The organism is Ruegeria sp. BE9 (genome assembly GCF_056538765.1).
Genome location: NZ_JBQFTS010000002.1, coordinates 796365 through 811557 on the forward strand (window position 1 = coordinate 796365; position 15193 = coordinate 811557).

10 protein-coding genes and 1 pseudogene are annotated in these 15193 nt (G+C 54.2%); 5 read left to right on the top strand and 6 right to left on the bottom strand.

The features are described from left to right. Window positions 1–266: 266 nt before the first annotated feature. Entirely contained in the window at window positions 267–1940 is a 1674-nt protein-coding gene (locus ACR0EO_RS10560) for an acetolactate synthase large subunit (protein WP_480689608.1), read from the top strand. A gap of 135 nt (window positions 1941–2075) precedes the next feature. Here ACR0EO_RS10560 and ACR0EO_RS10565 read toward each other — a convergent pair whose 3' ends face one another. Beyond that, window positions 2076–2831, bottom strand: coding sequence for an N-acyl homoserine lactonase family protein (locus ACR0EO_RS10565; protein WP_480689610.1), 756 nt, complete (start codon window positions 2829–2831; stop codon window positions 2076–2078). 219 nt (window positions 2832–3050) lie between these two features. Here ACR0EO_RS10565 and ACR0EO_RS10570 point away from each other — a divergent pair, with 219 nt between their 5' ends. Next, window positions 3051–3926 carry a 1-acyl-sn-glycerol-3-phosphate acyltransferase gene (locus tag ACR0EO_RS10570; protein WP_480689612.1) on the top strand — a complete coding sequence of 292 codons (876 nt, stop codon included), beginning with the start codon at window positions 3051–3053 and terminating at the stop codon, window positions 3924–3926. 116 nt (window positions 3927–4042) lie between these two features. On the opposite strand, the gene ACR0EO_RS10575 is transcribed toward ACR0EO_RS10570, so the two are convergent. Further along, window positions 4043–5086, bottom strand: coding sequence for a glutathione S-transferase C-terminal domain-containing protein (locus ACR0EO_RS10575; protein ID WP_480689614.1), 1044 nt, complete (start codon window positions 5084–5086; stop codon window positions 4043–4045). 10 nt (window positions 5087–5096) lie between these two features. After that, on the bottom strand, window positions 5097–5663 hold the full coding sequence (locus ACR0EO_RS10580) for a hemerythrin domain-containing protein (RefSeq protein ID WP_480689616.1): 567 nt from the start codon (window positions 5661–5663) through the stop codon (window positions 5097–5099). Window positions 5664–5860: 197 nt separating this feature from the next. Between ACR0EO_RS10580 and ACR0EO_RS10585 the strand changes: the two are divergent. Continuing rightward, window positions 5861–6175 (top strand): annotated as a pseudogene (locus ACR0EO_RS10585) (DDE-type integrase/transposase/recombinase); the annotation flags it as partial. Between the two features lie 115 nt (window positions 6176–6290). On the opposite strand, the gene ACR0EO_RS10590 reads toward ACR0EO_RS10585, so the two are convergent. From ACR0EO_RS10590 to ACR0EO_RS10600, 3 genes are all read right to left on the bottom strand, one after another. After that, window positions 6291–9470 carry an efflux RND transporter permease subunit gene (locus tag ACR0EO_RS10590; RefSeq protein WP_480689618.1) on the bottom strand — a complete coding sequence of 1060 codons (3180 nt, stop codon included), beginning with the start codon at window positions 9468–9470 and terminating at the stop codon, window positions 6291–6293. A 31-nt stretch (window positions 9471–9501) separates the two neighbouring features. After that, window positions 9502–10701, bottom strand: a complete 1200-nt coding sequence (locus tag ACR0EO_RS10595) for an efflux RND transporter periplasmic adaptor subunit (protein WP_480689620.1) — start codon at window positions 10699–10701, stop codon at window positions 9502–9504. Window positions 10702–10846: 145 nt separating this feature from the next. Further along, a complete protein-coding gene (locus tag ACR0EO_RS10600) occupies window positions 10847–11743 on the bottom strand; it encodes a substrate binding domain-containing protein (RefSeq protein WP_480689622.1) in 897 nt (298 codons plus the stop codon). A gap of 1276 nt (window positions 11744–13019) precedes the next feature. On the opposite strand from ACR0EO_RS10600, the gene ACR0EO_RS10605 reads away from it, so the two are divergent. Further along, window positions 13020–13298 (top strand): hypothetical protein, encoded by a 279-nt coding sequence (locus tag ACR0EO_RS10605; RefSeq protein ID WP_480689624.1) that lies wholly within the window; start codon window positions 13020–13022, stop codon window positions 13296–13298. Window positions 13299–13800: 502 nt separating this feature from the next. After that, entirely contained in the window at window positions 13801–14778 is a 978-nt protein-coding gene (locus ACR0EO_RS10610; protein ID WP_480689763.1) for a serine hydrolase domain-containing protein, read from the top strand. The last annotated feature ends 415 nt before the right edge of the window (window positions 14779–15193 follow it).

Below are 15193 nucleotides of genomic sequence, written 5' to 3' on the forward strand. Positions count from 1 at the left end.
TGTCAGGAGCGCTTGGCTAAACGCAAGGAGGGACGGTTAGCCTGCTCGCACCGCTACAATAGTGTCCGCTACAGCGCCTGTTGAAGCGCTGCCTCGCGCGTGTTGTATTGGAACTCGGCAGATGGGTATCGATGGATGCGCTAGTTTTGAATCCCGATAGTTGCAAGCCACTGAAAATTGAGTGGCCCGTCCTTAATTTGAAAGGGTTAGATTTCCACCTGCATGTCAGGTCAGACCGACGGATCACCGTGATATCAGGAGAGCACATGTCTGCTTTTGACCAAACCGCGTCGTCTTTCACAAAAGCTTCGGATTTGCTGGTCGCAGCGCTCGAGGCTGAGGGTGTTGAGTATATTTTTGCTGTCCCGGGCGAGGAAAACTTGGATGTGCTGGAGTCTCTGAGGACGTCCAAGATTGAACTTGTTCTGACCCGTCATGAGCAAGGAGCGGCATTCATGGCGGCGACTTATGGGCGTTTGACGGGTAAAGCCGGGGTATGCATGGCGACGCTCGGGCCCGGAGCCACAAACTTTGCGACCCCTGCAGCTTACGCGCACTTGGGTGGGATGCCGCTGGTTATGATCACGGGCCAAAAGCCGATCAAAAAATCGAAGCAGGGCCAGTTTCAGATCATTGATGTGGTGGGTTTGTTCGACCCGATTTGCAAGATGTCCAAGCAAATTGTCCACGGCAACACCATCCCCTCGTTAATCCGCGAAGCGTTTCGCGTCGCGCAAGAAGAGCGTCCCGGCGCCGTTCTGTTGGAACTTCCTGAGGATATTGCGGCCGAAGATACCACCGAGCCGGTCCTGCAACCTCATCCGCGTTACTACGCTGTGGCTGGTGACACTGTTCTGAATGAGGCCGCTGAGATGATCCGGGCGGCCAAAATGCCCTTGTTGCTATTGGGGGCGGGAGCCAATCGGAAACACGCACGCAGTGCGCTCAGTCAGTTTGTGAATGACACCCAGATTCCTTTCTTTGACACACAGATGGGTAAAGGCGTGGTGGACGAGCGATCCGATCTGTTTTTGGGAACGGCAGCGTTGTCGGATGGGGACTACTTGCACTGCGCGATCGAAAGGGCCGATCTGATCATTAACGTAGGTCACGACGTGGTGGAAAAACCGCCATTCTTCATGAAAGAAGGCGGCACCAAGGTGATCCATGTGAACTACAAAGCCGCACAAGTCGACCAGGTTTATTTCCCGCAGGTCGAGGTCGTTGGCGATCTGGCGCAATCCATCGAACGGCTGGGGAAAAAACTTGATGGCCCCTTGGAGTTTGACCGCAGCTACTTTGAGCGGGTCAAACAGGAAGCCGATGTACATATCTCGGCAGGAGCCGATGATCCGCGTTTCCCGGTAATCCCTCAGCGCTTTGTGGCCGACACGCGCAAAGTCATGCGCGACTGCGATATCATCGCGTTGGATAATGGAATCTATAAGATTTGGTACGCGCGAAATTATCAGGCCTACCAACCCAATACAGTCTTACTGGATAACGCACTGGCTACGATGGGAGCTGGTCTTCCCTCAGCCATGATGGCGGCCAAACTATATCCTGACCGTCGCGTCATGGCGATATGTGGAGACGGTGGCTTTATGATGAATAGTCAGGAAGTTGAAACGGCCGTTCGCTTAGGCCTCAATCTGGTGGTGACCATCCTGAACGACAGTTCGTACGGGATGATCCGGTGGAAGCAGTCTCACGCCGGCTTTGAAGATTGGGGACTGGAATTCAACAACCCTGATTTTGTGGGATATGCTAGAAGCTACGGCGCGACCGGCCACCGGGTCGAGCGAACTGAGGATTTGGTCCCCACCTTTGAACAAGCGTTTGAGGCAGGTGGCGTACATCTGATCGATCTTCCTGTTGATTACAGTGAAAACCAACGCGTACTGATTGATGAACTGGCCGAAAAGGTCTGTTTGATCTGATCCGTTTTTTGAAGGTTGGTCAGAGTGATTTGGCTTGAAGCGGGTAGGGCGTTGCAAGCGGAAAAGCACGATCAGGTCGATGCGGCATGGGCATTGCGTAACCGCTCGTTTCTTTCCTCCATCGACTAGCGAAGCTCAGCTATAGGTCTCTGGAGCTTTTCGTAGGTTAGGCCATTGTTTCGGGCAATGGCCGTAAATCACGAACGCGCCTTTCTCCGCGGCCAGTTTCATCAACCGTTCTGCGCTGGCATTTGCCGCTGCTTCGTTCCACGCCCCCGCGAACATCTCGTCAATTTCTTCCACTCTCGAAACAGCGTCGCTGGTCAACATCACCGGTCGTGATGGAAGTTCAACCAATAGTGCAATCTGCCCTGGCGAATGACCCGGCGCTTCCAACACTGTTAGCCCCGGGCCGACATACACATCACCCTCAACTTGAAGATAATCACACTCGGGCCAGCCTATTGGTCGTGCGTTGCCCCAGTACAGCGGCTTGGCGAGTTTGCGTTCTTTGGCAGAGATCAGGATCGGTGCCGCAGGAAATGTATGCAACCCGCCCACGTGGTCGATGTGAGTATGCGTGCAAACATGCAGTGTGACATCTTCAGAGGTTAATCCAAGTTTGGCCAACTGTGCTGCAGGCAGGTTGTCGGGCGCGCACGCAAGCACCTCTCCAAACTCATCCAATCGATCTTCTTTGGAGGCAGCTTCGGCATCCTTTACGTATTTTTCCGGGAGGCCAGTGTCGACGAGGATCGTTTCATTTTTATCCGTTTGGATAGCAAAGCCTGAGATGCCGATAATGCGACCGTTGGAGTGAACCTTGAATAAACCGTAGTCCAACACGGCAAGGCTCACTGGACGACCTTTGATAAAACCTTCAGCCTGCACTGAGTCTCTCCTCCGTTATATGGCAAGAACTTAGCGCGCATTTCGAAAGTCATTGCGCACACGTCAGCACGATACCAAACGGATAGCTTGATACATCCTTAAGTTTTCAATCTCGCCAACCCACAGTCTACAAGACAGAAAGATTCAAAAGTGTTCTCTTGGCCTTGTGCCGTTGTTGGGAATGCGTGCTAGCTTTGTAGCAGTGACGGGGCAACGGTATTGACCAACGACAAGAAACACGATCCGCTGGATGAATTACTGCGCGCTCGGCTGCGCATTCCGGTTGGCGCTGACCTTAGGCTAAAGACGCTATGCCAGTTGATGAAGGGCGTTGACGTGATCAGCCGCACCGTGACTGGCCAAGCCTTTTTTGCCTTGAACGAAACAGAGCGAATTCTCTTGGAACTGGGAGAACGTACTGGGCACGATCTGGTACGAGCGGTGCTCGCGATGAATGGGGGAACTACTATCAAAGCCCACGGGCTCGACAACATTCCTGCCAACGGCCCCGTCATCATTGGATCGACACATCCTATCGGCACTTTCGATTTTTTGGCCCATGCAGGAGCTTTGCTTGACCATCGTTCGGACTTGAAAGTCGTAGCCGGGCGCGAGGCCGAGCGGTTTCTTGGGCGCGACTTGATCGTCCCGGTGGACTTGGACCGTCAGGACAAGGTGCTGACGGCGCGCCAAACTCGGGCGGGCATGTTGACGCATCTGGAAGAGGAGGGTGCGCTGTTGGTTTTTGGTTCGGGCCGAGTGCCAGCCTTGAAAGACGGACGTCTGGTCGAGCCGCCGTGGCGAACCGGGGTGACGCGTGTTTCCGCAGAAGGCGGGGCACCGATTGTTCCCGCCTCGGCGAACATGCGTAATTCGCGGCATTACTACCGAACGCGACGATTGGCTTCACTGCTCAGCGGAGGAAACGATGAGGTCGGGCGCAGGGTGGCATCCTTGAGGTACGTGTCTGAGTTGATTGCTAAATTGGGTGGAACCTACGATGTGTATTATGGCCCCATTCAACCCGCGGGGACTGCGCCGGACCTTCTAAAAAAGCTATCAGAGGGATTGGTGCCCGGGCTCTACAAATCCTAGGGCATTTCTGTGAAGCGACATAAAAGATCGGTCAAACCTTGGGTTGTGGGCGCCGGTGAGAGCTGAGTCGCGCGTTAGTCTTAGCCCTGGGCTAAAACTGAACTGGCAAGGCAAGCCTAACTTCGAACCGGCTCAATGGTCCTTGCCAATTCCGGATGCCTGTAAGCTTCTGGATAAGACATAGGCTCAAAAGGACCCAAGGGTATGACGCCATTCCAGCTACGCCCGAAATACCCCTGCCGACAGTGGTCCAGAGAACTGCTCTGCGCAACGCCCGGCAAACTATGAACTCGGCAAAGCCAGCGCCACAGGTATGGATAATCAAGGATTTTTGCGCCGTTCAACTTCATACGCAGGTAATAGACAGGGTCGTGACGGTATAGCGTTGGGAAAAGGCGAAGGTCAGCTTCTGTAAAGGTGTTGCCGGTCAAAAAGGGGCGTTCATCACCGGCAAGACGCGTCTCAAGCTGAGCCAGTGTTTCAAAGTAGTTTTTGAAGGCTTTGGCATAGATCGCCTGATCTGATGAAAACCCAGCTTTGTAAGCGCCATTGTTGATATTGACGTAAATCTGCTCATTCAATTCGTCAATTTCGCTCTGAGCCGTCGTTTCGTTGGGGTACAAGTTCTGCTTCCCGGGAACGCGTCGCGAACCGCCCAGTGCAGTTGCATGGTGATCCAGCATACGAATGATCTCCGCGCTTTCGTTATTAACGATGCGGTTGGTCATTTTGTCGTAGAGGATTGGAACCGAACGTTCGTCGGCACCTTCAGCCCGATAGATTTCCCGGACCAGGTTGAAATCCTGACCCGTGCCGGTTTCAGCCGTACACTCCGGCAAGGGACCCCCGGTCAGCGAAGCCACTTTCTCCGGTGCAAACTGCCAATGATTTGGGCCGTCAGGATGATTTTCGCCCGTGCGGTTTGGAAAGGCCACGTCCATCGTGACGCTGTCCTGCAATCCTAACACATTGCGAGCCAGCGTCACGCGATGGCACCAAGGACAGTTCAAGGCGACAAACAAGTGATAACGATTTGGTTCGGCGGGGAAATCCGGATCTCCAATTATATGCCGGAAACCGCTGACGCCGCGCACGAATTCTCCTCGTGCGCGGCGTGTTTCTGCGTTTGACTGATCTTCCTGTTTAGAATGGTCGGTCATTCGGGTGGCCTTACCCTCTCAGGCGGTGATGGAGGATGATTGGAACGGCAAGTTCCTCCTCATCGTTCAGGTGGCGTTTTAGAAAGGCCTCAATGGCCTCAGAGGTATCGCGCAATGCCCCCACTTCCGAACGGGCCTGAGCCTCGTCCAGATGAATGAGCTTTATCGTACGATTGGCCGTCCGAGTGTATTGGTCAAGGACCAGATCAAGATCTGCATGGTCCTTTTCCAGCACTTCTAATCCGGCATCGAAGCGGGAGTCCGTAGCAGAAAGCTCGGGGAAGTAGCTGCGATCTTCCCACCCATGATGTCCATGCAGGTTCCCGACGAGGGCATTACCATAATAGGACAGACGTGCTGCATATTCATCTGGCGAAACGTCCTTTTCAAGGTAGTTTTCTGCATCCGTTCGAACCAGTTCGGCAAGGCGACGGAACATCTGGTGCGCGCCTAACCAGTGACGCGTTTTCTCCTTGAAGCCGGGGTGTGCGTCCCAGCTGTCACGAGGATACTTCTCGAGCAAGATCTGCATCTCACTTGGCATGTCTACTGTGCGGATGTTGTAAGTATCAAGCATGAGCTTACTCCTTTCCGCAGTAATTTATGTGTCGTGATTTCAATCTGTTAGGCACAGGAGTGCACAGGTGATGTCAATTTCTGCACGCCATCAGGCCCGCGGCCAATCAGTTCAGTCCCAACTCCTTGTCAGCGCCAGAAACAAGGAACAAATAGATTTTTCTCTTGGGTCACTTTTGGCGGGTAGTCGCCCCTTAAGGTGAGGTTCTGGGTGCTGTGGTGACCAAACGCCGAAATAAGCTTGCAGCATTGAAATTCCTCAAGAAGTTGATGAAACGGGAGGGTGCTACGAAAATAGTTGCAGCGGATCCCTTTGCGTCATAACGGGCCGCTCTCAGAGAGCCGGGTGCCCCCGAAAAGTAACAGACGGGCAGGTAGCTCAATAACCTAGTTCAGAACTCTGATCTGCCGTTTTGACAAAGAGTACGCGCCATGCAGCGTGTCAGGCGTATGCGAAGTTTTCAAATATTCTCCGCCGCTATTGCTGAGTGGCGCCGGCGTTGTCCCGGATAGGTCCACGCTTTCCAAAGAAATCGGAGGCTTGTTCGAATTTGTCTAATAGAACCCTAGAAAGAAAAGCCCGCCAAAATGAGTGGCGGGCTTCATCAAGGCATCTGAAGGTGAGGGATCAGACGCTTTGATATATCGTAGCGTCCTCCGCCTGTGGAACTCTGGCGCCTCTTTTGCGGAAGACACGTTGTTCGACTGCCCGCAGCACAACATAGAAAAGCGGTGTGTAGAGTAGGCCGAATACTGTGACGCCAAGCATCCCCGAGAAGACAGACACACCTAGCGCCTGACGCATCTCAGCGCCTGCGCCGGTTGCGATCATCAGGGGCACTACGCCAAGAATAAAGGCAAGTGAGGTCATGACGATCGGGCGCAACCTGGTTTGGGCGGCCTGAACCGCGGCCTGCCAGCGATCAAGCCCCTGATCCTCGGCCTGGCGCGCGAACTCAACAATAAGAATCGCGTTCTTAGAGGCCAAGGCAACAAGCACCACGAACCCGATCTGGACAAGAATGTTGTTGTCCAGCCCTGCGATCCAGACCCCGGTGATCGCTGACAGTAGAACCATCGGTACGATCAGGATGACGGCAGCGGGCAAGGCCCAACTCTCATATTGTGCGGCCAGAACCAGGAACACAAAGAGCACGGCAAAGCCAAACACGATCAGCGCGGTGTCCTCGGTGTTTTTTTCCTGATAGCTAAGTTCCGTCCACTCATAGCTGATACCTTCCGGCAGAATACGATCGGCCAATGCCTCCATACGTTCCAAAGCTTCTGCTGAGGATACGCCGGGCATGGTTTGCCCTTGAACAGCGGCGGCCGGGAAGAGGTTGTACCGCGGTTGACGCAATGGTCCTGTGGTGTCTTCGAAGCTTGCCACCGCGCCGAGTGGCACCATTGCACCGTCGTCGGATCGAGTGCGCAGGCGCGCGACGTCTTCGGCGGTTTCACGGAACTGGGCATCAGCCTGTGCAACCACAGTGTACGTACGCCCATACAGGTTGAAGTCGTTCACGTAGGACGAACCAAGATAGACCTCCAGAGCCTCGTTGACGTTGGCAACCGGTACGTTGAGCATCTCGGCACGCTCACGGTCGATCTCGGCCCAGACACGCGGAGTGCCAGTGGAGTAGAGCGAGAAGACCGCAACAAGACCCGGATCCGCATTCGCTTCGGCTGACAAGGCACGTGCAGCCTGTTCCAGAGCGACGGGGCCAACGTTACCGGTGTCCTGCAGCATCATCTTGAAGCCGCCACCAGTTCCGATACCGCGCACGGGCGGGGGCGCGATAACAAAGATCGCCGCGTCGTCGATGGTAGCCATACGCTGGCGGGCTTCGGCAAGGACTTCTTCGGCCTTGATGCTCTGAGCCTTTCGATCCTCGAAAGGTGTCGTGGCAAAGAAGATCACGCCGGTGTTGGACTCGGTGGTGAAGGTGGCACCGTTGAAACCCGAGAAGACCGCAGCGTTTTCCACGCCCTTGATCTCAAGCAGTTCGTCCACGGCGTGACGAACGACCTTGTCCGTTCGTTCCAGCGATGCCCCCGGGGGAAGCTGGACAACGGTGATGTAGTAGCCCTGATCCTGTTCAGGTACGAATCCACCCGGTACTTTCGAGAATTGGGCATCGGTCAGAAGCAGCAACCCGGCAAACAGGCTTAGCATTATGACCGGTACGCGCACCAGCCGACGTGTGGCCCAGGCATAGCCATTTGACGCGCGATCAAAGCCAACATCAAATTTGGACAGTGCAAATGCAATCGGACGCATCAACAGGCCAGGTTTCTGTTCGCCATGCGGTTTCAGAAGCAACGCTGCCAGAGACGGTGACAGCGTCAACGATACTAGCAGCGAGATTGCAGTGGCAGCGGTAATGGTTACAGCAAACTGGCGATAGAACTCACCTGAGATACCGGCGACGGCAGCCGTTGGGATGAACACAGCCGCGAGAACAAGAGAGGTGGCAATCAGCGCACCTGAGACTTCCGTCATCGTTTTGCGGGCGGCTTCGCGCGGGGAGGCACCGTCGCGGATATGTTTTTCAATCCCCTCGACAACAATAATTGCGTCATCGACGACGATACCAACTGCAAGGACAAGGCCAAACAGTGACAAGTTGTTGATCGAATACCCGAGAGCCGACATGACCGCGAAGGTGCCCACAAGCGAAACCGGGATCGCGAGAATTGGAGTTACGGCCGCGCGCCAAGTTCCAAGGAACAGCATGATGACAGCCACGACCAGTACAACTGCTTCGATCATGGTTTTGGCGACTGCATCAATCGACGCCTGGATATATTCGGTTGGATTGTAGATGACGTCATATGCAAGGCCTTCGGGGAAGTCCTGGCTCAGCCGTTCGACAGTCTCTAGAACATCTGCTGCCGTTTCCAGCGCATTGGTTCCGGGGCGCTGGTTCACGGCCATTGCGACAGCGGCGTCTGTGTTGAGGTAGGCACGCGTCGTATAGTTCGCAGCCCCAAGCTCGACCCGCGCGATGTCAGAAAGACGCACGATCCGTCCTTCTTCACCACGCTTTACGATGATCCGTTCAAACTCGGAGACATCCGACAACCGACCTGCTGTCTGAACCGAGATTTCGAAGTCCGTAGCATCTGGGGTCGGCTGTTGATTCAAAAGGCCCGAGGCGACCTGAGCGTTTTGACTGCGCAGGGCTGAAATCACTTCGCCCGGGGTCATATCAAGCGCTGCAATGCGCTCGGGGTCCAGCCAGATACGCATGGAGTAATCACGCGCACCAAAGAGGGCGACGTCGCCAACGCCTCCAAGGCGTGTCAGCTCATCGCGCACCCGTTGTGCCGCATTGGTGATGTAGAGCGCATCACGCGACGCGTCGGGCGAGAACATGTGTACAACTAACAAAAGGTCGGGAGACGCTTTCTGAGTGACGACACCAAGGCGCCGCACAGTTTCCGGTAGACGAGGTTCGGCGATGGCGACACGGTTCTGAACCAGAACCTGTGCCGCATCCAGATCGGTGCCCAGCTCAAACGTGACTGTGATCGTCAGGTTGCCGTCACCCGTCGCCTGCGACGAGAGGTACAGCATCCCTTCGACGCCATTTATCTGTTGCTCTAGCGGCGTTGCTACGGTTTGCGCGATTGTTTCGGCAGAAGCGCCTGGGTATTTTGCAGTAACCTGAACCGTCGGCGGAGCAACTTCCGGGTATTGTGCCACTGGCAATGTGAAGTAGCTCAGCGCGCCAACAATGGTGATAAATGCCGAGATCACGATCGCAAATATCGGCCGATCAATGAAGAAATGGGGTAGTTTCATTGGATTGTCCTCACCTTACAGAATGCTGCGATCAACGCAGCGCGACCTCGGTCGTTTCGGTGCCCGATGAAATGCGAACCTGAACCTTTGCACCGGCAGCAACCATGTGCAGTCCACTGACGACGACCTGTTCGCCCGCTTCCAGACCTTCGACGGCGCGCAAAACATCGTGGCGGTCGTGGAGGACGACGTCGCGGCGGGTAATCGTGCCGTTTGCGTCTACAACCCAAACGAATTTGGTCGCCTGATCCGAGTTGATTGCCTTTTCGGGAATGACGATGCCGTTGGCATCGGTTTCAGCCGCCAGGCGCATACGCCCAAACATTCCGGGTACAAGCAGGCCATTTTTGTTCTCTAGCACGGCTTGTCCCCTGAGGGTCCCGGTGCCGGTATCCAGACGGTTGTCGACAAAATCGATCTGACCGGGGTGCTCAAAATCTGCGCTACCGGTCAACTTGATCTCGACTGGCAATTCGCCTGCAATGCCACGAAAGCCGATGCCATTGTCCAGTCGCATGTACTCAAGATACTGCTGCTCGGTCACATCAAACACGAAGTGAATGGGGTCAATAGACACGATCGACGTCAGCGCAGCGGAGCCGGACCCTGCGGAAACCAGATTACCTTCGTTGATAAAATCATCGGATATCCGCCCGGTGACGGGGGCATGGATCTGTGTGAACTCAAGGTCCAGCCGCGCGCGCTCAATCGCTGCCTTCGCCGAAGCGATACTGGCCTCGGCTATCGCGGCGTTCTGGCGTCGCGTGTCCAGAATAGACTGGCTGATATGACCTTGTTCACGCAGTAGTTCGGCGCGCTCAAGTTCTGACTGGCTCAGTTTGGCAGCTGCTTGCGCTTCGGCCAGATGCGCTTCGGCTTCAGAAAGCAAAGCTTGGTAAGGACGCGGGTCAATTGAAAACAGCAGATCGCCCTTGTTGACGATTTGCCCGGATGCAAAGTGCACTTTGTCCAAGTGCCCAGACACCCTTGCTTGGATCAAGACCTCATCCACGGCTTCAAAACGACCGGTGAATTCATCCCAATCCGTTATTTCGCGAACTTCTGCTGGGAAAACCTCAACCGTGGGTGCTGCAAGGGCCACCGCCGGCGCAGACGCTTCGGCCGCGCCGACGAAGCTGGGGATTTGCATTGTGTTTGCCGCGTACCACACGCCGCCGGCGACCACTGCGCCAACTGCGATACCGGAAAACAGGTATTCTTTGTATGCCATTATTCTGTCCTCACCATTGGGCAATGCGCCCGGGGTTATGGTCAGAATGTCTTGTTTAATTTTGGATCGAGTACCCCAGGGTCAGGATGATCAATCTTTCCTGTTGGGACGTAATTAAATTATGCATTTAAAATAGTAATTTAACTCAGAAATTTGGTGGATTTGACACCAAAAAATCAACGAATGCCCGTACCCGGGGCGCGACAAGCCTGCGATCAAGATAAACAATCGAATAAGGAAAGCTGTCCACGCGCATGTCTTCCATTACTTTTACCAGCCGGTTGTGCGCCAATGAATCCAGGATTAAGTATGTTGGCAGTTGCGCAATCCCGAGTCCGGCTTCCGTAGCTTGGTGAATGGCGTCGATATCGTTGGCGACAAGAACGGGGTCTAACGTGCGACGTATGGGGTTACCTTCGCATTCGAAAAGAAAGGGAAACAGGCGACCTGTGTTTTGGGCTCGATAGTGGATGCCGCGATGACCTTCCAGATCAGTTATCCTCTGTGGGTGCCCGTAACGTTCTATGTAGGATGGGGCCGCGACCGTATGTATGACGTCACTAAATAGCTTTCGAGCGACAAGGTTGGCGCTGTCGCCCAACGTACCGATGCGGATCGCGACATCGATCCCTTCGGACGCGAGATCGACGATACGATCCTCGAACCTCAGTTCCACCTCGACATGTTTATATCGGCACATGAAGGAAAGGGCGCGCCGCGTTAGCCACAACCGCCCAAACACGGCCGATGCAGAAATGACGAGTTTCCCTCTCGGTTCGTCCAGGCTATCCGTGAACTCGGACTTTAGGCTCTCTGCTTCTTCCAGCAGTTTTCGAGCGCCTTCCAAAAGTCTCTCTCCTTCAACTGTCAGGGCGACAGAGCGTGTGGTGCGCGAGAATAGCTTTGCCCCGACCTCTGCTTCGACACGCTGAACGGCCTTTGAAACAGCAGAGCTGGTCATGCCCTCAATACGTGCCGCAGCTGCGAAGCTCTCTGTCAGAGCAACTCGAACAAACAGTCTGAGATCAGATAAGTTATCCATCTTTCGTAGTTGCCTTCACCGAAGTAAGATTTGTCAATGCTTGATGGTCGCGCATGATACAACCGATTGCAGCAACTTGAATCGTTCTTGAGAACGCTAAGCCTTCGAAACAATAGCCGTACAGGCAGAAGCTGGTGCTGCCTTAAGTTCGAGGGCTATCGACACATTGAGGATGAAAAGCGGCGAATTTCGAACGTTAAGCCCAAGCCTTTCCAGAAACTTCGCAACGGTAAAAAACTTGTGCGTTTCCTGGTGGCTATGGTCTTGTCTTCTGGTTTCAGATGGATCAGCGCTCGTGTGGCGCGCATCTCGTATTCGGATGTGTCAGTTAGGTATCCTGTGTGTACAAACATGGTTTTGCTTTTCTGACTTAGAGTGTCGGGTTTTCGCTCAGGGAACAAACCGCGATTCAACGGCTACTGGCTTCGGCCGTGCCACAAAACGCTGCTGCAGGTGGTGCTAACAAAAAACTTAATCAGCAGGCAGCGTGGAACACTGGTCAGCAGAAATTTTGCCCAGAATCTCCATGTCGCATTCGAATGGATGCCAGGCGGCGTCGAAAACGGCTTCGCCAATGCCATTGTCTCAGTAAATATCCGGTTTTTTTCATGGCCGCTTGCCTTAAATCGAGTACTGCCTCTTGGTTGTGAGGTTGATTTGGGATCGCCAAGTGTTTTGAGTAGGCGGGTCTTGGGACAGACACTCATTCCCAAAAAGACGTATTGAGTGAAAGCATCAGGTGGCGCTCCAGATGCCATCGAGTACTGAACCGGCCATCACTCAAAGAGAGTGGGTAGCGACACGACATTTGACGCTTGGGATCTGAAGCCGAAACGCGTTAGGTGCCGCGCGTGCGCAAATGCAGTGCTTTCTACTTACAGATCGGCAATTCCAGCGGCGGTTGCTTGGGCAAGGACGCTCTCCAGCTATTTATGATCGGTTGGAGGCTGCGTTTGGGCCAAAACTTTGGGACGCCGATAGCTTGAAGGCAAGCTGCGTTCCAATAAACTCCTGCTCGTGATAGTGATTTTCCTTTTTTGACCGCTTTGGCGACAGCGTTGATGTCTTTGGATTCTGGGTAGATGTAGAGGGTCGTCGGGTTCCCTTCTACAAGCGCCAAGATCTCTTTGGAGGCAGACTGTGACCAAGTTGTGCAACCATTGCTGCGACCACCAGTGTAGTTCACAAGTCTTCCGTAGGGGACATAGCCTTGGTCATCTGCATGTGTGCTTTGCGGGTTTTTGAACCTACATTGCCACTTAAGGAAGACAGCGGGATGGCCACCTATGGCCCGCTCCCGCGCATTGCTGGTTTCTCCTTCCCCATCAAACAAAAGGAACGTGCGGTAGAACGGCTGCGTTTTGCCGGAATGACTGTGGTAACCTTTGAAGGAAGTGCGGGTTTCAGCCGTCACATAGGCACCGCCGGCGGTAAGTTTGGATCCTTCCGCATTGCTGAAGTTCTTCGCGCATTGCCGACCATTCGAAAAATTGGCGCGCTTGAGTTTTCGCCCATTTCCATAGCCGGACGAAACCGCCCGGAAAGACTTTTGTGACTCGCAAATTACGTAAAACCGCTTGCCGGGATTGCCGTTTCTTGCAGTGCTGGGGCGGGTTGCGTCCTTGGCCAGGTAGCAGGGGTTCCTTACTTCACCCCGGCGTAGTTTCTCTTTATAAAGTGCCCGGGCCCTTTCCAAGACAATCGGCGCGATTTGCCCATCACCTGTGCCCACGTGTTTTTGTAACCACGTTGGAACATCTTGCGATAGCGCTTCTACGCGGTCGGGCAGGGCACTTGCCGAGATGGCAATTGTCATGACGGAGAGTGTGAGACGGAGTGAATTCGGTAGCAACTGGAGATCTCCTGCTAGAATGTCCTCAGGGCCAGCCTACCACAGTTCCTGCGCGCGAGCATGCTGGCCAAGTGTACGAACAAAGCTTCTTGTTGCCTCAAATCCCACCTTTCATTTCGGTGGGGTTTTCGAACTTCTTGGACAAAACTGCTGAGATGTTGCTTGGGTGTCTGGACATTCGGAGTTTAGCCTCCAAATGAATGCCATGATCACACGTCGAAAGTTTGTGTTGGCAACCACAGCCGCAATCGCTGCTCCGTATATTGCGCGGGGACAAACGGTGGCGCTGAATGATGCGATAAGCGGTCTTCCACAGTTGCATTCACTTCAAATTCAACGCGGAGATGACGTCATTTTCGCACAAGCCCAACACGGGGCAGGACTGGATAGGCTGGCCAATATAAAGTCTTGTTCGAAAAGCATTGTGGCTCTGTTGCTTGGGACGGCGATCGATCGGCAGGAAATCCCTTCTGTAGATGCCACCTTGCAGGAGGTCGCTCCGCAACTTTTGCCCTCTAATGCTACACCCGGCTCTGAAAGTATTACCATGGAGGATCTGGTGACGCTGCAGGCTGGTCTCGAAAGAACCTCGGGCAGCAACTACGGAGAATGGATCAACTCTCCCAACTGGATCGCGGATGCGTTGACACGACCGATGGTTGCAGAACCCGGAAAGCGGATGCTCTATTCTACTGGATCGACCCATGTGCTTGGAGCAGCATTGACCGTGGCAACCGGTCAAAGCCTTTTGAAACTCGCGCGTGATAGGCTGGGTGCGCCGCTTGGTATCGATATACCGGCTTGGACGAGGGACCCACAGGGCTTTTACCTAGGTGGTAATGAGATGGCGATTACGCCGAGGTCGATGCTGAAGATCGCGGTTTTACTTCGGGACCGCGGGGCTTTTGCTAACCGGCAAATCATTCCTGAACGCTGGGTCAAAGAGTCGACCAAGCCCTACGGTCGTTCGGCGTTCTCTGGTTTGGATTATGGCTATGGCTGGTTTCTGTCCCCTTCAGGCTATGCATTGGCGCGTGGTTACGGGGGGCAAATCATAGCGGCCCATCCCGACAGAAACCTTGCTGTCGCAATTACATCTGATCCTACGCGTCCTGCGCGTTCAGGAGGTTACTTTGGAGAATTGGTCAGATTGCTGGATGGTCCGATCTTAGACGTCACCTAAATCGGCCTTGTCAGAAGAACTTTGGTTGAGGCGGGCAGCCTCCGATCGATGATGCGGCCTTTGTTCCATCCCGGACGAAGAATGCGAATGGCTGGTTCGTTTGGTGCTAGCAAAACGGATCTCAGGTTTCACCATGCCCACCCACCACGACACGACAACGTTGAGCTTCCACGTTTATCTCAGGGTGCAGCGCTGCTTTGGAAACCCGCACCGGGACACGTCCGCTTGTTGGGAACTCAAATTTAGGTTTCATCCATGCACCAAGACTCAAAAGTCCTGCACCTTCTGGCTAGTGCCTAATCTGTTTCTGTCGGCGAATACTTCGTAACCCACCTGTTCAAGTTGGCGTCGTTTACCCGGACACGGCGTTCAGCCATGAACTCTTCGGAATCACGATGGAACAACGTGTAGTGCA